The organism is Ruegeria sp. BHSB064 (assembly GCF_059613205.1).
In genome coordinates this window covers 1-19,971 of sequence record NZ_JBXWSB010000088.1, presented here as the reverse complement: position 1 = coordinate 19,971, position 19,971 = coordinate 1, and the positions used below count along the sequence as shown (strand labels likewise).

General features: G+C 54.9%; 17 protein-coding genes. 5 read left to right on the top strand and 12 right to left on the bottom strand.

The window, feature by feature from the left end:
- The coding region (locus tag AC2FNU_RS18000; protein ID WP_496791108.1) for a transporter substrate-binding domain-containing protein at nucleotides 1-424 on the bottom strand (424 nt) is incomplete at its 3' end.
- Nucleotides 425-465: 41 nt separating this feature from the next.
- Nucleotides 466-1,263 (bottom strand): ABC transporter ATP-binding protein, encoded by a 798-nt coding sequence (locus AC2FNU_RS17995; protein WP_496791105.1) that lies wholly within the window; start codon nucleotides 1,261-1,263, stop codon nucleotides 466-468.
- 92 nt (nucleotides 1,264-1,355) lie between these two features.
- Here AC2FNU_RS17995 and AC2FNU_RS17990 point away from each other — a divergent pair, with 92 nt between their 5' ends.
- Genes AC2FNU_RS17990 through AC2FNU_RS17975 form a run of 4 tightly spaced genes read left to right on the top strand, consistent with a single transcriptional unit; the run spans nucleotide 1,356 to nucleotide 5,565 of the window.
- The gene (locus tag AC2FNU_RS17990) at nucleotides 1,356-1,997 is read left to right on the top strand and encodes a TetR/AcrR family transcriptional regulator (RefSeq protein WP_496791101.1); all 642 of its coding nucleotides are present in this window, start codon (nucleotides 1,356-1,358) and stop codon (nucleotides 1,995-1,997) included.
- Nucleotides 1,994-3,178 (top strand): pyridoxal phosphate-dependent aminotransferase, encoded by a 1,185-nt coding sequence (locus tag AC2FNU_RS17985; RefSeq protein WP_496791098.1) that lies wholly within the window; start codon nucleotides 1,994-1,996, stop codon nucleotides 3,176-3,178. The genes AC2FNU_RS17990 and AC2FNU_RS17985 overlap by 4 nt, the downstream gene beginning before the upstream one ends.
- On the top strand, nucleotides 3,175-4,779 hold the full coding sequence (locus tag AC2FNU_RS17980) for a 5-guanidino-2-oxopentanoate decarboxylase (protein ID WP_496791095.1): 1,605 nt from the start codon (nucleotides 3,175-3,177) through the stop codon (nucleotides 4,777-4,779). The genes AC2FNU_RS17985 and AC2FNU_RS17980 overlap by 4 nt, the downstream gene beginning before the upstream one ends.
- A gap of 3 nt (nucleotides 4,780-4,782) precedes the next feature.
- Complete coding sequence (locus tag AC2FNU_RS17975) at nucleotides 4,783-5,565, top strand: dimethylarginine dimethylaminohydrolase family protein (RefSeq protein WP_496791093.1); 783 nt, start codon at nucleotides 4,783-4,785, stop codon at nucleotides 5,563-5,565.
- A 394-nt stretch (nucleotides 5,566-5,959) separates the two neighbouring features.
- Here AC2FNU_RS17975 and AC2FNU_RS17970 read toward each other — a convergent pair whose 3' ends face one another.
- From AC2FNU_RS17970 to AC2FNU_RS17945, 6 genes are all read right to left on the bottom strand, one after another.
- A complete protein-coding gene (locus tag AC2FNU_RS17970) occupies nucleotides 5,960-7,735 on the bottom strand; it encodes an adenylate/guanylate cyclase domain-containing protein (RefSeq protein ID WP_496791090.1) in 1,776 nt (591 codons plus the stop codon).
- A 179-nt stretch (nucleotides 7,736-7,914) separates the two neighbouring features.
- Nucleotides 7,915-11,187 (bottom strand): AAA family ATPase, encoded by a 3,273-nt coding sequence (locus AC2FNU_RS17965; RefSeq protein ID WP_496791087.1) that lies wholly within the window; start codon nucleotides 11,185-11,187, stop codon nucleotides 7,915-7,917.
- A gap of 226 nt (nucleotides 11,188-11,413) precedes the next feature.
- Nucleotides 11,414-11,731, bottom strand: a complete 318-nt coding sequence (locus AC2FNU_RS17960) for an NIPSNAP family protein (RefSeq protein ID WP_496791086.1) — start codon at nucleotides 11,729-11,731, stop codon at nucleotides 11,414-11,416.
- Between the two features lie 164 nt (nucleotides 11,732-11,895).
- Nucleotides 11,896-12,861, bottom strand: a complete 966-nt coding sequence (locus AC2FNU_RS17955) for an ornithine cyclodeaminase family protein (protein WP_496791084.1) — start codon at nucleotides 12,859-12,861, stop codon at nucleotides 11,896-11,898.
- Between the two features lie 306 nt (nucleotides 12,862-13,167).
- Nucleotides 13,168-14,265 (bottom strand): GFA family protein, encoded by a 1,098-nt coding sequence (locus AC2FNU_RS17950; RefSeq protein ID WP_496791081.1) that lies wholly within the window; start codon nucleotides 14,263-14,265, stop codon nucleotides 13,168-13,170.
- Nucleotides 14,266-14,583: 318 nt separating this feature from the next.
- Nucleotides 14,584-15,474 (bottom strand): hypothetical protein, encoded by an 891-nt coding sequence (locus AC2FNU_RS17945; protein ID WP_496791077.1) that lies wholly within the window; start codon nucleotides 15,472-15,474, stop codon nucleotides 14,584-14,586.
- Between the two features lie 235 nt (nucleotides 15,475-15,709).
- On the opposite strand from AC2FNU_RS17945, the gene AC2FNU_RS17940 reads away from it, so the two are divergent.
- A complete protein-coding gene (locus AC2FNU_RS17940; protein ID WP_496791074.1) occupies nucleotides 15,710-16,579 on the top strand; it encodes a hypothetical protein in 870 nt (289 codons plus the stop codon).
- 383 nt (nucleotides 16,580-16,962) lie between these two features.
- Here the strand turns inward: AC2FNU_RS17940 and AC2FNU_RS17935 are convergent, their stop codons facing one another.
- The 4 genes from AC2FNU_RS17935 to AC2FNU_RS17920 all read right to left on the bottom strand — a co-directional run.
- Entirely contained in the window at nucleotides 16,963-18,348 is a 1,386-nt protein-coding gene (locus tag AC2FNU_RS17935) for an IS1182 family transposase (RefSeq protein ID WP_496791111.1), read from the bottom strand.
- Between the two features lie 135 nt (nucleotides 18,349-18,483).
- Nucleotides 18,484-19,362, bottom strand: coding sequence for a CopD family protein (locus AC2FNU_RS17930; protein ID WP_496791070.1), 879 nt, complete (start codon nucleotides 19,360-19,362; stop codon nucleotides 18,484-18,486).
- Entirely contained in the window at nucleotides 19,359-19,703 is a 345-nt protein-coding gene (locus AC2FNU_RS17925; protein WP_496791068.1) for a copper resistance CopC family protein, read from the bottom strand. The genes AC2FNU_RS17930 and AC2FNU_RS17925 overlap by 4 nt, the downstream gene beginning before the upstream one ends.
- 12 nt (nucleotides 19,704-19,715) lie before the next feature.
- Nucleotides 19,716-19,971: c-type cytochrome (locus AC2FNU_RS17920; RefSeq protein WP_496791064.1), on the bottom strand; the 256-nt coding region annotated here is incomplete at its 5' end.

Here is a 19,971-nt window from a genome sequence, read left to right as displayed (position 1 = left end):
TGGTCGAAGCCTGGATGCCAACAACTTTACCTGCCAGCGACTCTGGCGTCGCTTCGATATCCATCGATTTATCCGCAACTATGACGGCGGGTGTGTTGTAGTAAGGATCGCTGAAATCAATGGTTTTCAGCCGCTCTTCGGTGATCGACATCGAGGCCATGATGGCATCGATCTGCTGCCCGGTCAGCGACGGGATGATACCGTCCCAAGCCACCGGCGTGATAACACAGTCAAGTTCCGCTGCTGCGCAAACAGCATTGATGACATCGATCTCCCAGCCAACCCAGGTGCCTGAACTGTCCAGCGAAGCGAATGGCGGATAGGGTTCGGCCGCAATACCAATCTTGACCTCTTCAGCATTGGCGACACCAGCCGAAAAGATGGCGGCGGCAAGCCCCGATGCGAGTAGTTTCTTGACGTTCATTTTGTTACTCCCTTTTGGTTCATTCGTTTGTTTTGACTGAATCAAGCGACCGAGCTGAGGAATTGCTTCAGCCGTTCTGATTTTGGATTACCGAAGACCTCGGCAGGTGGACCCTGCTCTTCAATGCGGCCCTCGAAGAGATAGACAACGTGGTTGGCAACTTCGCGCGCAAATTTCATTTCGTGGGTGACGAGCAGCATGGTGCGTCCTTCACCAGCGAGATCACGGATCACGTTCAAGACTTCGCCGACCAACTCGGGGTCCAGCGCCGATGTGGGCTCATCGAAAAGCATTACCGTAGGATCTACGGCAAGCGCTCGGGCAATGGCGGCACGCTGTTGCTGACCGCCAGATAAATAGGCCGGAAAGGTGTCGGCCTTGTCACCAAGCCCTACCCTTTTCAACAGGTCGTGCGCCCGCGAGATAGCCACTGCCTTTGGCACCTTGAGGACATGTATCGGCACTTCGATCACGTTCTCCAAAAGCGTGCGATGCGTCCACAGATTGAACTGCTGAAAAACCATTGCCAGCCGCGTCCGGATACGCTCGATCTGGCGGCGGTTCGCGGGACTGCCATCGGCGTGCATTTCAACCAATTCACCGCCAATGGTGATTTTTCCCGAGCTCGGCGTTTCCAAGAAGTTGATGCAGCGCAGCATGGTGGATTTGCCCGAGCCTGATCCCCCGATGATTGCGACAACGTCCCCCTTATTGGCAGTCAGGGAAACACCCTTCAGGACCTCTAGCGCACCAAAGGATTTGTGCAGGTCCTCAATCTTTATCGCCTCAATGGACGCAGTGGCTTCGGGTGTGGGTGATGCTGCTTCGGCTGTGTCCATATCCAACAATCTTCTGATTTCAGCTTGCAGTAAGCCTCGAATCTCGCAATTATGCAAGTGTATAATAACTCCATGCCATGGATGACACTGACGTGCAGGACGACAGCCGCAAATTTAAACGTGAGTCTGCTGAGTTTCGGCGCGAGGCGCTGATATTGGCGACTTTGGACCTGATCGCCGAGATGGGCGTCCGCGGTGCCACGGTGCGTGAGATTGCAGCCCGCGCGAACGTGACCCAAGGGTTGATCCGTCATTATTTCTCTTCAAAAGAAGAGTTGGTTCAGGCGGCGTATGAGCACCACATGAATACGCTAACCGATCAGACAGCAGCTTCGTCAGGAATGGGAAGCGCGGTATCTCAGTTGACCAACTTCGTTGACGCGTCGCTACGACCACCAATCGTTGATCCAAGCGCCGTGGCGTTGTGGGCCAGCTTTCTTAACAAGGTGCAACATGATTCAAAAATGCAGCGCACTCACCAGCAGACCTATAACTATTTCCGGGGTCACCTCGAGGAGCTGATCGTCGCCGCATTGCTGGAAACCGGACGTTCAGTTGCTGCAACGGAGGCAACGCAACTGGCCATTGCTTGCAACGCGGTAATCGACGGCCTTTGGCTGGAAGGCGGTGCGCTTCCGGACGCGTTTTCCGAAGGGCAACTGGCGCAGATCGGCTTGGACTCGGTAAGCGCCATCTTAGGGATACCATTAAACAAACAGGCGGAGCAGCCATGAAGACCACATCTGTGACTGAGCGTTTAGCGGGGTTGGGTGGTGCCAAATGGGGTGTACACCTGAAAGCACGCGACCTTATCAAAGCCGGAGTGGATATCGTCGAAATGACGATTGGAGAACCGGATGTGCCCGTGCCAGCCGCATTGGTAGAAGCCACCGTAACCTCCTTGCGGGCACAACGGACAGGGTATTCCAACGGGCGCGGTGAAGCCGGACTGCTTGATGCGCTTGCTGCTCGCTATTCAACCTCTCGTGGGCGGCCCTTCGGACCCGAGAACTTTTTGTGCTTGCCCGGGACGCAAACCGCCCTTTTCGCAGTGATGTCCGGGATTGCAGAGGCCGGAGACGAAGTTTTGGTTGGTGACCCGATGTACGCGACATACGAAGGAGTCGTGCGTGCATCCGGGGCGGATATCGTGCCTGTTCCGCTTCGGCCAGAGCACGGGTTTCGCATGCAAGCCGAAGATATTGCTGCACGCATCACTCCACGCAGCCGCGCCATTCTTCTGACAACGCCACACAACCCGACAGGTGCAATTCTGACTACCACGGAAATTGCCGAAATCGGGCAGCTCGCCATGGCGCACGATTTATGGATCATCTCGGACGAGGTCTATGAAGAACTGATCTTTGACGAGGCCGAATTTGCTTCACCATTGGCAGACCCGAAACTGGCGGATCGTGTCATAGGTGTATCATCCATCTCGAAATCACATGCTGCCCCAGGGTTTCGTAGCGGTTGGTGTGTCGGACCAGCAGCGTTTTGTGAAGCGCTGCTGCCGTATTCCGAAACAATGCTCTTTGGCAATCAGCCCTTCATCGCGGACATGACCGAAAAGGCAATCCGCGACGGGTCCGAGGTTGCGCCCGGCATGGCCGCTCGTTTCTCTGGCCGCGCCACCCTGCTGGCTGATCGTCTTGAAGCAGAAACGGATCTGACGGTTCATCGCCCAGAGGCGGGAATGTTCGCCCTCATCAACGTTTCTGCCACCGGGTTTGATGGCGAAGATTATGCGTGGGATCTGTTGCAGGCCGGGGTGGCTGTCATGCCAGGGTCCGCTTTTGGCAACGGTCTGAAAGACTGGGTCCGGGTCGCGCTGACGATTAGTGACGCCGATTTTGCCACAGCGGTTTCTCGCATCATTGATCACGCCAACAGCAAATCACGCGAGGTTGCATGAGCGGAATGACAATCGGTGAAGCTTTGGTTGCCAAGCTTCGCCAAAGAGATGTGACCTGCGTCTTCGGAATTCCGGGCGTTCACACGGTTGAGCTGTATCGCGGGCTTGCGGCCTCGGGCATTCGTCATGTTACGCCCAGGCACGAGCAGGGTGCCGGTTTCATGGCTGATGGCTATGCGCGTGTTTCGGGGAAACCAGGTGTGACCTTTGTGATCACTGGCCCCGGGTTGACCAATACGCTGACGCCCATGGCGCAGGCGCGCGCTGATTCAATTCCGATGTTGGTGGTCTCTGGTGTCAATAAAACCGCTTCACTTGGCAAGGGCTTGGGACATCTGCATGAATTGCCAGACCAACTGGGGCTGGCCAGAACAGTTGCGTTGGTGTCAGAACAAGTTGCTGACACCCAAGCGCTGGACCCGGTTTTGAACCGTGTTTTTCACAGCCTGACAGATGGTCGCCCGGGACCCGCGCATATCGAGATTCCATTGGATATCGCGGCTTCTGAGTATCAAGAAACGCCAGTTGAGGCATTCGACCCAAAGCCCTCGTTCAACCAAGCACAGATCACGAAGGCTGCGAAGCAACTGACTAAGGCAAAGGAAACTGTCATTCTGGCGGGTGGTGGCGCAAAACGTGCAGGGCCCGGTCTACGGGCATTGGCCGAAGCGCTGGATGCCCCCGTGGTGCAGACTGTAAATGCGCGCGGCTTGATACACGGGCATCCTCTGACCGTTCCAGCCAGCCCCAGTCTGAACGCGGTTCGTTCACTGATAGAAAGCGCCGATTGCGTACTAGCTTTGGGAACCGAGCTGGGGCCGACCGACTACGATATGTACGACACAGGCCAATTTGCTAAAATGCCGGGCCTTATCCGAGTTGATCGGTGCGCCAATCAACTGGCCCGTCATGACGCAACGCTTACCATTCTAGGTGACGTTGACTTGGTTGTGGGGGCTCTATCCGAAGCTTTACCGCATGAAGCAAAGCAAAACGGCGGAGCCGAACGAGCCAACAAAACACGCAAAGCCGCCTGGGAGGAGATTGGTGCGAGTTATCGCGATCAGGTAGAAATCCTGAATGCAATTCGCTCTACCGCGCCGAATGCGCTCATGGTCGGTGACTCAACTCAACCGATTTATGCGGGCAATCTTTTCTACGATCATGACCGCGCAGGTGGCTGGTTCAATTCAGCAACGGGATATGGTGCTCTCGGATATGGGATACCTGCAGCCATCGGCGCATCGATCGCCGATCCAACCGCACGGGTTATATGTATTACCGGCGACGGAGGCGCGCAGTTTTCATCGCCTGAGATCATGGCGGCGGTAGACGAAAAACTGCCGATTACCTTCGTGATCTGGAACAATCGCGGGTACCGGGAAATTGCCACGTCGATGCAGGATGTGGGCGTGACCGACATCGGATGTGATCCTTCGCCCCCCGATTTTGCTGCAATGGCAAAGTCCTTTGGTATTCCATTCACCACGGTTCCACCCGAACAGCAGACCATCGCGCAGGCGTTGCGCAAAACTGTCGCCCGGGGCGGGCCGGCAATGATCGAAGTCACCGCTCCGCCATTCGAACCTCAGAAAGATTGAAACATGTCTGACCCGACCTTTGAATTTTCCCGCGCCATCACCCGACGCCCGGCCCCAACCATTGCTGGCGGATTGCGCGCAGAAGATATCGGCAACCCGGATTTCGACGGGATGGTGGCAGCGCATATGGCTTACGTGGCTGCCCTGAAAAGCACTGGGGCTAAGGTAATCGAACTTAAGCCCCTCGACGCGTTCCCTGACGCGCAATTTGTCGAAGACACAGCCCTTTGCCTGCCGCAGGGTGCTGTACTAATGCGACCCGGCGCGCCTTCGCGAATGGGTGAAGTGGCCGAAATGGCACCGACACTTCAAGCACGCTATGAAACGGTCTTCGAAATCAAAGGTCCGGGCCATATTGAAGGCGGAGATATCCTTGTGACTGGTCGCGAGATTCTCGTGGGTCGGTCTGACCGCACGGATGCAAATGGTGTCGCCGAACTCGCTAAGATCACCTCGGACTGGGGCCATAACTTGCGCGAAGTGTTCACCCCTGAAGGTGTATTGCACTTCAAGACAGATTGTTCCTTGATGGATGCCGAGACAATCCTGTCGACCCGTCGATTGGATGCATCGGGTTGCTTTGAAGGCTACCGGGTATTGTATGTAGCCGACGGCGAAGAAGCAGCCGCCAACGCAATCCGCTTCAACAATTTGGTGTTGATGGCCGCTGGCTTCCCGCGCACAGCAGAGATGTTGGATCAGGAAGGGTACTCGGTCGTTGAAATCGACAATACCGACTGTGCAAAGCTGGACGGTGGCATGTCATGTCTTTCGTTAAGGTTTTGAAGCGTTTGTCGCAGACTTTTGGCCATTGGGGTTCTTGAAGCTAATAAACAATTGAACCGTCCAAATTAGTTCCACTGACCAGACATCTGTTGATCACGCGGCAATCGACATATTGGGCTCATTCCGGACCTCGGCGCCATTGCAGCACAGTTCCCTGCTCCGCTGTCAGCTCATTGGGTAGAACCGGCCCTTACCAGCCATTCATCGCGTTAGACTGCGCCGCAGCGCAGCTTCACTAAACCGGCCATTCGCTGCAGTAGCAAACGTCGACACCAGCCGAACTCACCAAATGCGGACAAAGTTGCCATTGGCTCAATGGTTGTTGAGGATCGGTCTCAGCCTAATGCGGACATTCATCAGCGAGCTTTGTAAATCCCGACCAACCGATGATGAGTCATTCTTCGGGTAGTCCTAGTTCTATCAGGCGCTGCGTGTATCCGTTTCCGTCGCTCACATCAAATGTTTCTTCCACGTAGGGAAACGTGAATGCCTCGCGAAAAGCCTTCGCTGTGATACTCGGTTCATTCATCCGAGCCGCTTCGATAGCTTTTCTTGCTGCTGCTTCGTTACCCGTAGCGATTTCGGCCATTGCAGCCAACAAATGCACATACCAAGGCGCTCCCTTGTGGCGCGCTGCCGCGCGTGCTGAAGCCACAAAATCAGGGTCCGAATGATCAAGGCTCCTGATAAGGTGAGCGTTCGTGACAACATTCTGAAATCCATGGGCCGACGGGTCCAAAGGGCTTAGCGCGAGGGCTTCTTGGCCATGCTTGATCATTGCACGCCAATCAGGGTCAGGTCGTGGCATTTGCGCGATCCCCGCAGCATAGAAGCAAAATGCATTGCTGGGGTTTAAGGTGAGAGCGGTCTGCAAGGCCGCGTCGGATTCTTGCGCTTTGCCGACCATCGACAGCGCCACCCCAAGCACCGCATGGGCGGTTTCAAGCCGGTCATCGATAGACAAAGCCTTGTGCGCCCACGCCACGCTGCTTTCGAATGCTGCCCCTTGATCGGACGATCGTCCGATAAGGGCACTGGCGTAGTACAGCCTTGCTAACAAAGTATAGGGAAGCGCGAAATTCTCATCGGTCTTGATCGCGGCGAGCAAATATTCTTCGGCTCGGTCGAGGCTATCTGAGGAATAATCTCCAAATTGGTTCAAGCCGCGCTGGCAGAGCTCCCAAGCCGTTAGGCTGTCGGTAGGATGAAGTCGCGCCAGGTGCCTTTCGTGCGCCCCCAATTCAGGTTCAACCGACGTGACGATGGCGTGAGTCAGTTCATCCTGCAGGTCGAACAGGTCTTCCATTGTCCGATCCCAGCGATTGGCCCAAAGATGTGTTCCTGTCCCGGCTTCAATCAGCTGTGCTGTCACACGCAATCGGTTGCCGGCACGCCGAACCGACCCTTCAACAACGTAGCGAGCCCCCAATTCTTCGCCCACATCACGAACGTCTACAGCGGACCCCTTGTAAGCGAAGGTCGAGTTTCGCGCGATCACCTTCAGCGACCGAAATCTGCTCAACTCTGTAATTACATCCTCGACGATCCCATCGGCCAGAAACTCCTGATCCTGACCGGCCGACATATTGTCAAAAGGTAATACTGCGATCGATGGTCGTTCAGCCCGCCGGAGCTCGGATTTAGGTGGCTCAGTGCCGGGAATTTCAACTCTCCACACATCAACCGGATCTGGCAGGTTTTTGACCAGCTGTGGTCCCAGAGCTGTCATGCCAGCGTCAACGCGCCCGTTAGCTTGATCATACACGGTTCGCGATATGCAGATGCCCCCAACGGGTGCGAGGCTTTCCAGCCGCGCGGCAATATTCACCGCATCCCCGAGCAGGTCGTCCCCATCGACTACGACATCTCCAACATTTATGCCGACGCGGAAACGGAGCCGTTCATCCTCGGTCTCCGATTTCTGATGTGCTTGCATTCCCTGCTGAACCCGTAACGCTGCGCGTACAGCTTCGACAGGTGAGGTGAACTCTACCAAAAGCCCATCACCCATAGTCTTGATAATGCGCCCTCCGCCCTCGCCAATGGCAGGATCGACCACTTCCGTCCGAGCTAGACTTAAGCGTTTGATAACACCTTCTTCATCGTTGGCCATCAAGCGTGAATAGCCCGCCAGATCAGCTGCAAGTATTGTGGTTAGACGTCGCTGCATCAACCAACAATAACAACAGTCGAACAGTATGTTAACTGACTACTAAGGGCTAGAGGAAGACGTTTGCTCAATTCCGCTCCATGATTGAAATACGGACAAAGTGCTACATGAGAACCAGCAGACGTTCTGTAGCCATTAAAAGTCAACTTGCTGCTTTCCTTCGGTGCGGACAATCCAAATCAGCTCGTGCCAAGCACGTGCAATGTCTCGGACGCTGCGAGATAATCCGGCGTATCAAAGCCCGATGCGAATTTGCCCTGAACACTTGACAAAAGGGTGACCGCTTCTGCTCGTGCACCACGCGCAGCCATAAGTTTCGCCAAGGGAATGGCTGCACGACGTTCCCAACTGGGTGCCGACTGATTTTGCGCGACCAGAACTGCTTCACGATAAAAGCGCTCCGCTTTGTCAGCATCGCCTGGAGCGAGTGCGAGCTCCGCTTGTGCGCATCTTGTATCGGCTTCATCCCACCGTTGACCCGTTTTGTCCATCATGGGATCAATTTCGTTTAGGGCGCTTTCTGCCTTTGCGAACGCGCCAAGACCGATGTACGCACGCGCCTCGGCACGCAGGACACAGCCGATGAACAACCATGTGTTCGCTTTTATCAGGGCAGATTTACAATCAGCGACGTCAGCCAGAGCCGCTTCGTATTCGCCATGTTCCGCGTACATGGCCGCGCGTGGGATAAGGCCAATTCTGCGCCAGATATCAATCTTTGCCAAATCGCTGACGGCCAGTGTCTTGTTTGACCACTCAAGAGCATCCGGATCGCGGTTCAAATATTTCAGGTAAGTGAGATGGCCATACAAGTATGCTTTGCTCAAAGCGGGGTGATCAGGCGTGTTGGCGATCTCAGCCGCCACTTCCGCGTGTTCGTAGGCACCAGCAATATTGCCAAGAAACCATTGCGTCAAAGCCATATATGCACTCGCGGCTGCTTTGGCATCTGTTCCGAACCGACTGGCCTGATCTGCAGCGCGTACAGGATCATATTGGCTGAGAGCTTTATTGTAGTACGGTAGACTTTCGCGAAACCTGCCCATCATTGTTTGAGAAGTCGCGACCATACGATGCGCAATGCTCTTGAAGTTATACGGGTCTTGCTCAGGCATGTCCCCAAGCACCGATAGTCCTATTGATTCGGCCTCTGGCAGGCTGGCACTCACATATCGTCCAACCCATTCTCCGTATCGTACAACGGGCCATTCCGGCGCATCTTCCAGACCGACCAACAATCTGCTCGCCCGTGCGAACGCTTCAACAGTCGGCTTTGCAGAATAGCCATCTGCGCCGATTAAAGCCACGCCCCGCTTAGTCGCCACTGACAACATTTCGCGTGGACTATTGCCCTTCTGCTCAAGCAGACGTAACGCAGCCAGGTAGTGAGCTGCGCCCTCGCGGTAAGCAGGACGGCGGGCCGCTAGGTCACCAGCATTGCGGTAATAAGTGATGGCTGAATCGGTCATTCCGGCAGCCTCCGCATGACGTGCAACGATTTCGGGCGGTGCTACGTCTTCCAGCGCTGAGACAAGCCGCTCGTGAACTTTGCGCCGACGGGACAGTAGCAGGCTCTCGTAAGCCGCATCGCGGACCAGCGCGTGTTTAAAGACATACCGCTCGTTCTCGCCCACGCCGCGCCGGAAAACCAGTTCGGCCTTCGCAAGTCCCTCCAAACCCTGCTTCAGTTCGGCTTCATCGCGTTCTGTGGCCATCATCAGAAGATCAAGGTCAAACTCACGACCAATACATGCAGCGGATTGCGCTATTTCCTTTATTTCCGGCGTGCGATCCAACCGGGCCATGAGTGAATCGTGCAGCGATGCCGGGATCGCTGCTTTTCCACCTTCAACCACCGCTTTGGTCAGCTCTTCAACAAACAATGGAACACCGTCCGTGCGCTGAATAATTGCCTCGACGGTTTCGGGTAACAGTTTTGCGCCGCCAAGTCGTTCGACGATCGCATCCACGCCGGCACGGCCAAGTCTGTTGAGCGCCAGGCGTGTTACATGGGGATGAGCTGCAAGGTCCGGCTGGCTGTCCGGCCTTGACGTCAAAACCATTAACACAGGGGCGTCCGCCACCGCATCTATCGTCAACTCGAGCAACTCTAGCGTTGTTGGATCGATCCAGTGTGCATCTTCCAAAAAAAATGCAACGGGCTTATCCGTTGCAAGAAGCTGTACCTGTCTTGACAAAACCTCGAGCGTTTTAGAACGCAGCGGTCCAGGCGCGAGACCATGTGCGCCATATCGGTCGCTGCCATCAAGCCCGATAAGGTCCGCAATAATTGGCATGTCGGCACGGCCAAACAATGCCTCAAGCTTAGTCAAACGATCGTCGTCGGTATCGTCGCGTGACAATCCTGCTGCGCGCCGCAACTGTTGCGTTACCGGCCAAAAGGCACTGTCCCTATGGAATGGGGAGCACTGATAGAGAAGTCGGGTATGCAGCTCTTCGGCGATCTTGTCCTCCAGTGCGCGCATGATGCGCGACTTTCCGATGCCCGCCTCGCCAACGAGAAGCACGGCTTGTCCTTCACCGCTGCGTGCAGTTTCCCAGCGCTCCAACAGGAGGGCCAACTCCTGATCTCTGCCCACGATCGGAGGTGCCATACCGTCCGCACGTAACTCAAAGCGGCTTTCGCGGGAGCGCTCACCCAAAATCCTAAATGCAAATACAGGCTCCTCGATTCCCTTGATATCCAGAGGGCCTGTTGGCTCCGTTTGAAAGGATGCGGCAACAAGCTTGTGCGTTGCCTCTGCGACGAAAATTTCTCCTGCACCCGCCGCGGCTTCCAGCCGTGCAGCCAAATTGGGCGCATCACCAACCACCGTCTGTTCAAGAGCAGTTCCGTGGCCAACCAATTCGCCAACAACCACGAGACCTGTTGCGATGCCCACGCGACAGGCGAGGCTTTGCCCACCCGCTTCCAAATGCCCTACGGCCTGGACCACGGCAAGCGCTGCGCGCACGGCACGTTCTGCTTCATCTTCATGGGCCTGCGGCCAACCAAAATACGCAATAACACCGTCACCCATAAATTTGGCCACGTGCCCGTTCATTCGGGTAATCTCGCCAGCGACAGCGTTCTGGTACGACTTTATGGATACGGCCATTTCTTCCGCATCCAATCTGGAAGAAAGGGCTGTCGAACCGACAAGGTCGATAAACACTATTGTCAGTTGGCGCCTCTCACCTTCAGCGGATGAGCTTGGTGCAACTTGCGCTTTCGAATTTGTCTCAGCTTCTTCCGTTATGCTGGGTGGGTTGACTTCAAGCCGCTGAATCGCAGCCCAGATTTTGCGACGCGGCCCGAGCGGCAAACCTAACTCAACTAGGTCCTCTTCTCGCAGGTCCGACAGTATTTGGAAATCAATCTCCGCCTCCTGAAAGTCTGGAGCGTATTTCTCAAGCCCAAGATCAGCTAGCCAGCTTGGAACGGTTGTCATTCATAACCTCCACGAAACAGGAGTAGCGAGTTTAAGCTGATTGGCAAAGCGCATTATCTATCTTAGAGCATTGCAATAAACGGCATCGTTTTTGTCTCAAAACTGACATTCCACAACAACGCAGCATTTGTCAAAATGGGCTCTGCGCGGCTATTTGGGACTTTCGGTTGGGTTCAACTCGCCCAAATATTGGCTCGGCGGGCAGGGTTACGGCTTGCCCAACACGTCAAGCCACCGGGCCCCAATCCGCGCCGCGCATAAGCTGGTTCTCCTGACTGACTAGAAGCGACCGTATCTCGACTAAGGGGAAAGCGTCGATGCCCAGGAGCTTCTCCCAGAAATTGCGGCGCTCAGCGTCGTCCTCGAACCTCCAAATGTGCACCAACTGATGCAGCGCTCCGGTGTCAGTGATGAAATAGCCCACGCAGTGTTTTGCGAGACCGGCCGCCTCGACGACGGGCCAAGCTTTCTCACGATAGAGCGTGGTGAGTTCGGGCATTTGGCCAACACGCACCTGATAAGTACGACGTTCGTATAGCGGCATAATCGTCTCCTTTGCTTGCCTCATGCGAGAGAAGCCGCTTGACGTCTCTCGGTGTGCTCTCTTCCGTTCACGGCATGGGGATCATAGGATAGTCGCCTGGGGCGACAATGCGGGACGAAGCTGCCGTTCGGTGCATGGTGGCAGATGTCCGCTTCTACTAATCTTCAGAGCGAAGTGCCCAAATTTGCGGCCTTTACACGGTCAAAGGCTTCGACGGCGATTGCAGTGTCCTGTGCGCCGGTTCCCGTCAAATCGCAGATCGTCACGGCACCGGTTGGTCGCGAAAATTGTTCCGTTCCTGAAATGATCTCACCAAGTTCAAAAATCTTTCTGCTGGCGTCGCCCAAATTCTGGAGCTCACCGCCTATCACGCACTGATCAAACACATCACAAGCCAAAACCTCCGCACGCTCAAGTACTTTCGGGTGTAGTTCATGTTTGCCTGGCAGATCAGACCCCATAGCAGTGATGTGCAGATCAGAGTGGAGCCATTCGGCCATGATGATAGACTCTGTCGCAGGCGTCGTGGTGACAACAATCTGCGCAGCGGTCACCAACTCCGAGAGAGATTGGCAAGGTTCTACTGGAATTCCGAGCTTATCCGACATCTCGGAACAGAAGTTCGAAACAGACGCTGCGCTGCGCCCGAAAACCACCAGACGGACAAACCCACGCACCAGGGCGAGGCTTTCGATCTGATATCGCGCCTGAACGCCGGTGCCGACCACACCGACGGTTGTGACTTTCTTGGGTGCCAGATGTTTGGCGGCTACTGCACCGGCAAGTCCGGTGCGCAGGTTCATCAAGTACCCGTTGTCTAGAAAAACACAATGAAAGGCACCAGTCTTTGCGTTCATCAAAGCAATGATACTGCTGCAACTAGGTAGTCCGATCTGCGGATTCCGAAAGAAGCCGGTGGCGATTTTAACTGCAAGGTGCTCAAGGCCATCAACACATGCACCTTTCGTATCGACGGCACTATCTTCATCAATGTCTATATGCATCACTGGAGGCATCGAAACACGCCCTTCCGAAATCCATGAAAAGGACAGTTCGGTTGCTTCGAGTGCCCCTTTGTCTATCGGAAGGCAACTTCTTAACTCGGCTTCGGTAACGATCAAAGTGCCCATCGCATTTGCTCCTCACTACGTAAGCGAAGGATAATGGATGGGCGGCATGAGTGTCATCCGCGAAGTCGGAAACTATACATTCACGGCGGAGCAGCAATCCGGTAAAAAGGACTCCAGTGGGGCCATTGGCTGCGCTCAGGACTAAGCCCCGCCGAGCGGGCTTAGAGGGCGTTTTATCTCGTTCCTACATTTACGGTTTGCTGATGGCCAGCTTGATATTTCTGCATGACAGAAATGGTGCATCTACAATAGCTGCATGGATCGGTGCGAGACCAATGGAGATCCTGCGGCGCGTGCTAAATCAGTTTATTTAACTTTCATCTGAGTGAAGCGAAGACGTTCGGCTGCTGTTCGACGTGGTGGCCCCCCTTTGTCTTCACCGGCGGCGGCCCAACGTTCAGAAAGGACAGCATCTTCTTCGGTTCGAATTCGCGGTAGATCGTCCTCAATGGATAGCCAAGGAATACGGTTCTCGACTCCAAAGTGGCAGGTTGGCGGAAAATCTTCAGGATTGTCGAGGGTGGCTACACGTATCGAATAAAATTCTGTGCCATCCGCGCCCTCAATCTCCGTGTAGATGCTAGTGCCGCATTCTGCACAGAAAGCGCGACGGGCGACGGGAGAGGATTGGAAAACTTTTGGGAGCTCGCCAGAGAAGGTCACATCCGCTTTCTTGAATGCCGCCCACGCATTCAATGGTCCCCCCAGCGCAAGTTGGCACATCCTACAGTGGCAGTAACCAACGGCCGCTGGCGGGTTCCAAACATCAAAACCGACGCGTCCGCATAAGCATCCGCCAGACGCCTCCGGCGTTTTCTCGGGTGGAGTTTCCGCCACATAGGGCCATTGCCTTGGCTTGGTCTTTTCTGTGGATCGATCGGTAAGTCGAGCCCTGTGAATCCGCACAGGATTTTCCAGGTTTTTAAGTCGACGGAAACCCAAGTCCTCGAATGAGTGATCGATCTTGCCCGCAATCTGGTCAAGGATGGCATTAGAGACTGAGACGCCACCTGGATCGGCAACCTCCTGGAGGCGCGTCGCAAGATTAACGCCATCCCCGAAAATGTCATCTGACTCCGAAATGATGTCGCCAAGATGAAGGCCGATCCGCAGCTTGATCACCTTGTCGATTGCCGTGTCAGAGTATCGGTTTGCCACTCTGGTCTGCAGTTCGATGGCCCAGAGCACTGCATCCACAGCAGATGAAAACTCGATTAAGAGCCCGTCGCCCATTTTCTTGACGATCCGACCCCCAAATTGGCCGATTAGTGGCTCGATCAGTTCTTGATGACACGCGCTCAACTCAGCAAAAGTTCCTGTTTCATCCCGGCTCATTAACCGCGAGTAGCCGACGACGTCGGAAGAAGCGATCACCGCAATGCGGCGAGTTGGTTTGTGTGTCATAGTCGAAACCTAGTCGAGTACCCGCGCATCGTCTACGGCACTGTTGAATGCGATGGCGCGTCAATCTTGTCTTTCGAGATTTCTGACCGGAGGCGTGTAGAGGCCAAACGATGCAACGCCCTCAAAAGCGTGTTTGGGCTCTATCTTGTCGTTCGTGCCGCAATAATTGAAATTGTTCGACAGCTGATCCAAGCAGGGCTTCCAAATGACGCTCACGGCGAAACAGGAGCGTTGACGTTAAGCTGGCGCAACACCTCGCGTCATGGAGGCGCAATGGCCACCTGTACCAGCGTGGTCTAGTGCCGGGGCGTTGGTGACTTAGGGCAAATCATAATCGAAACCTGTCGACCACGAATTGTTGGAGTCTTGGTAGCCTAGCGCCTCACCTAAGCCGTCAGAATCGTGAGATTGAGTTGTAGAATCCTCATCCGAAAAAACGCCAAACTCATCCAATTCGTCGCTATGAAGAGGTGGGTTTCTAGGGTCCTTGGTAATAAACATCCCGGATGATTTCAGATCTTCTACAAATTCTTGGTATGTTCTAATAAGGGTGGGCCAAACTCCCACTCCAAACTCAAGATCTTCAAGATAGTTGTTTTCGTCAATGTAACTGTTCATGTAATCAACCAAAACATCGGCGTATTTGTTGTCTCCATACGAAAGCGTAAAAATAAATTCGCAGAAATCTACGAATCTCATCCCAAATTCTTCGGCGCCAATATTACCGCTCACAAATAACTCCGCTAGATATTCGCCGTGTTGATGGACTGCTATTATCTGTCTGTCTAAAGGCTTGTATTCCCACACTTCGATCGGATCCGAATGTACGGATTCTCCAATAGGAGAGCTCCCCATGTTTTCCGTCTGGGCGTCGGCGGCGCCAACGGCTTCATATTCCCAATCGCCTGGCCGCAGAATTGTGTCGGCGGCGACGCTTTCGACTTCACTGAAACCGTTTTTGCCCGCGAACACTGGCTCGGAGGCCGCTTCCTCTGTCAAGAAACCGGCGGCGCTAAATTCTTCCTGGAGAGTTTCTTGCTGAGGGGTGATCGACGGTTGGCTTACAGCCGCGTGGTCTTCACATTCTTCGAGAAGTAGCGGCCCGATCGGTAGTGGGTTGACCTCCACAAGGTTAATTGAAGCCTCATTCGGCCCATCAAATGCACCCAATACGTCCATATTGAAGTTATGCACATCAAACCGTTTCATTGCATTTCTCTTCGTTAAACATGATGTCCAACACCCCAAAAGCTGTAAGAAACGTCCTCCTCGGGCATATCAATGAAATGGATAGTAGGATGGCCGCATTCAACAAATTTCCGACCCGTTGAATGTAATAAACTATGACAAAACGCGCTTCGAAGACCTTGATATCTTCTAGTACAAACGGCCGGTTCTCCGTCTCGTCACTGAGGGACTTTGAAATGCATGAAGGCTACAGTGGATGAATGCCCGGCCGGCACAGTACCATCGCCGTATGCAAAAGGCATATAGCTTAGCGGACAAAGCACCATTTCGCAGTCGCTATGCGAACAACCTTTCTCGAGCAACTCGACATCTCTACAAGGTATTATTCCTGCTGTTGAGGCAGTTCGACGCAGTAGCAAGCATGCTTGTCGATTTGCCGTCTCTTTCGTTAGGCTCAGCTATGAATAGTTTTGAGCCAACCACGACTTCCTACGCATTGTTCTCGATGCCGCTTGACGAAACTGCGTCGGCATTAACGACATTTTTCTCCACCGGTGCCCTCGACCTTAACCAATCCGATCTGGAAGGCACAGCCGACAAGTTATTTCCCCATCTCGAGCCGTTGAGCATGGCGTCGGACAGAGCGCTACTTGTCGCCAACGGGAATAATTGGACGAGCTACTTCAACAACAGCCTGCTTGGATCAGACGTGTTTTTGGAAGTGTCTCGGCTTGCAAGGACGCATAATTGCACTGGATTGCGGATCGTAAAGCAATCGAAAGCGACCATTTTTGAAGCCTATAATTGCCCTAAGCGGGGTGGAGAGGCCCTCAATAACTGCAGGCGAAGCATTTACGTCGCACGAGAAGGAAAGTGGACGTTCAGTTCGTCCGGAGCGCCGTATCCATTCGAAGACGTCTCGCGCTACGAGGCAAAACGTATCCGGGATCGCTTCACACCTGAAATATTGGATTACATATTGCGAGGCCTTGGCGCGCCGCTTGAACCATTTCCCGTTTGCGAGAAACTTATAGCCAAGTTATTCGTTTTTGATTGCCGTGCCCCCCAGCTCCCACGATGGACCTATGCCGAAGTGCAAGCAGGACAACTATGGAAACGGGGCTAGGCAGTGGCTAGTCCGGTCATCCGACAAGTCTCTTGCGTCCAAATTAGCAAAAGCTGCCGTTGGTATGCGATGCAGCATCCGTCGCTACGGGCTCGTATCGGACCTCGGTTGCAGCGCAGTATCAGAGGACCCATAGCCTGCCCTACCCTCTCGGACGGCCCAAAGCCGACCTCCACCACCTGGTCGAGATGCTGCGGCGCGGCCCGTTGAACCGGCCATTCGCTGCAAACGCAAAATCTCGAAGTCTGCGAAATCACAGGATGCGGACGCCACCGACATTGGCCGCTTGCGCCGGAGGGCCGCAAACAGCCCATTCTGTTGAAAAACAACGTGTTGCTGACGCAGAAAGTAGCCATCTGAGCTGAGTGCGATTGCCTTTCTTATCAGGTCTTTCGCGTTTGCTGCGGTGCAGGAAAGATTTTGGCCAATTTACGGAGGTTTTGGACGGTGGCGGCGAGGAGGAATTCGTCATTTGCGCCACGTGGTCCACGTAATCGGAGGCGGCCCAACCCAAGAATGCGCTTGAGATGGGCGAAAAGCATCTCGACCTTCTTCCGGAGCTTCATCGAGATCTGGTATTGGCGGGTCTTGGCAATGTCGCGGGCAACCTGCCGGGCGTCTTCGTGCTCTTCACGTGTGATCTTTCGAGCATCGGCGTTCGGGCAGCACCTGGCTTTCGACGGGCAGGTCTGACAGACGTCTTTCAAGGCGCGATAACGGGCCGTCCCTTTGCCGGTTGGCCCTCTGTTCGGATCCGAGTAGTTGCGCCGGAATTGCTTCAACGCATGACCTTCGGGACAGATGTACTGATCGTTCCCGGCGTCCCATTCGAAGTCCGCACGGGTCCAGGTTCCGTCGTTGCGCCCAGACTTGTCGAAGACCGGAATGTGCGGCGCGATCTTGCGGTCGACCAGCCATCCAAGAAGTGGCCCGGTGCCGTAAGCGGTGTCGGCGATCAGCCGTTCTGGATGTAGATCGAACTTGTCCTCTACCCGGTCCAGCATGGTCTTAGTTGATCCGACCTCAGCTTGTCGGATGGACCGTGTGGCTTCCACATCGACGATGACGCCATGGTCCGTGTCGATCAGATAGTTGTCGGAATAGCTAAAGAATGCTGGGCCCTTACGTGCTGCCGTCCATTGGCTCGCCGGATCGGAATGGGAGGTGAACTTGGGCTGCACCTCGCTCGCAGCCCCGAAAGCCGCCTCATCCAGCGTGTCGAGATACTCGCGGACCGCGCGAGGCGCATCTTCTGGATCGATGGTTGATGCATCCCATTCTTCCTTGGGTGCTGAGTTTTGCTTGTTTGCATCCGCCTCGATAAGGCTGGCATCAATTGCCAGGCGCTGGCCGCTCACCAGACCTTCCGCGATGCAGCGCGCCACAGTCGTCTCGAAAAGGTGGCGCAGCAGTTCGCTCTCGCGGAAGCGTCCATGCCGGTTCTTGGAGAAAGTCGAGTGATCCGGGATACGCTCATTCAGATCGAGGCGGCAGAACCATCGATATGCCAGGTTCAGATGCACCTCTTCGCACAGCCGTCGCTCGGAGCGGATGCCGAAGCAGTAGCCGACCAGCAGCATCCGGATCAGCAGTTCCGGATCGACCGATGGGCGGCCAGTGTGGCTGTAAAAATCCGCGAGATGTGCTCGAATGCTGCTCAGATCAACAAATCGATCAATCGACCGAAGCAGGTGATCTTGGGGAACGTGGTTCTCCAATGAGAACTCATAGAACAGCGACGATTGCGCTTCCTGCCTCGATCCCATCATCGCCAATCCTCCCGCCCACTGGAAGAATTGAATCAGCAGTTCATGCATCGATCAAGGAAGAGTTTTTCAACAAAATAAGCCCTAAGCGGACATTCGTGACAAGGATTTGCAGCTTTTGCTTCGGACCATAAGCCGTCAGAGATTGATGGGAGGTGTCGTCACACTGGTTAGCGTCGCCGTTGAAAGCAGGATCAGGACAACAGCCAACATCTCCATCGCAATCGACCGTCGGAGCGCGATAGTCGCATCATGCTGCTCAGCCCTGAGAGCCGGAACGAGTTTCAACTTGTTCAGCGCCGCGATGCCAAGAAGGGCGGAAACGATCACGACCTTGACCAAAAGCACCAATCCATAGGCCGTTCCGAACAAGGCGGCCAGTGAGCCCGAAAGCAGCCATGCGAGTGCCGCGCCTACTACAATCAGGACGGCAACTCCGTAAGCAGCGACATTGCCAAAGTGGTGCAGTAGATCGACCCCAGTTGAAGTGAGCGCCGCTTTGCGCAAAGGCAGGAGAGCACCGACCCAAAACGCGGCAGCCAGTAAATGCAGAACCAGCAAGATTGCGAGAGCCGCCCGGGGCTCTCCGAGAGAGTGTCCCACCTGAGCAAAGGAAATCGCTATGGCAAGGCTGCCCGCCAAAGCGATCCACTGCCCGACGCGCGGGAGCAGAATTGCCAATATCGCGAGTTCACCCATTCCTCGCCAAATCGCGGCGGTGCCAAGTGGACTGTCCCAGACAAAGCCAAGCATCATTGGGTCCGTCGCGCCCTCATAGCCCATTCCGGATATCCGCGCCGCTCTGATGCCGAAACGCAAAGCCAGAACGGCGAGACCGAGAAGCGCCGCACCGACCGCGAGGTGACGTGCGAGGCGCAAAACGGTCGCCTCGGCGTGCGTGGCAAAGAGAACGGTGAACAGGACGCTGCCCATCGCCAGCAGCGCCGCGCCGTAGCCAAGTGCTTTCGCCAAAATGGCCAAGACGACAACACCGTCAATGGGGGCCAGTCCGGTCACTTAGCGACTGTGAAAGAAAAGCTGCCCTGCATCGGGTGACCGTCTGAAGCCATACCGCGCCAGTCGAAGCGATAGCTCCCGGGTGCAAGCTCCTCCAAAGGCATAGCACGGAATTCTGTGGTGGGGTCCATACCTGTCTCGCGCTCAATTTTGACGTCGCCATCTGGTGAGGTCAGCGTGGCCGAGATGATGCGCATCGGATCGTCGAACCGCATGGAAAGCTCCGGCACTTCCGTGACAGTCGCGCTGTCAGCAGGTGTCGTTGCTTCGGACTTTGAATGCGCAGCCGCGAGCATTGGAGCCATTGCTACGGCCAAACCGAAAAGAATTTTTTTGATCATCTGAGATGTCCCCTATTCGGACTGGGCATTCAGTTCGTCGTGGTACTCACGAAGGTCATCGGGCCAGGTTGATTTGATAAAGGACAGCACCGCAATGATTTCGTCATCGCTGAGTACGCCTTCATAGACCGGCATACCAGTTGCGAGCGCATTCTCTATCAGTCCGGCCAGGCCAAATTTGGTCAAGGTGAAGAGCGTTTCATCATCGTGGTGCCACGTATGCCCTGTGGCGTCGTGCGGCGGTGCTGGTAGCAAACCATCCTCGCCG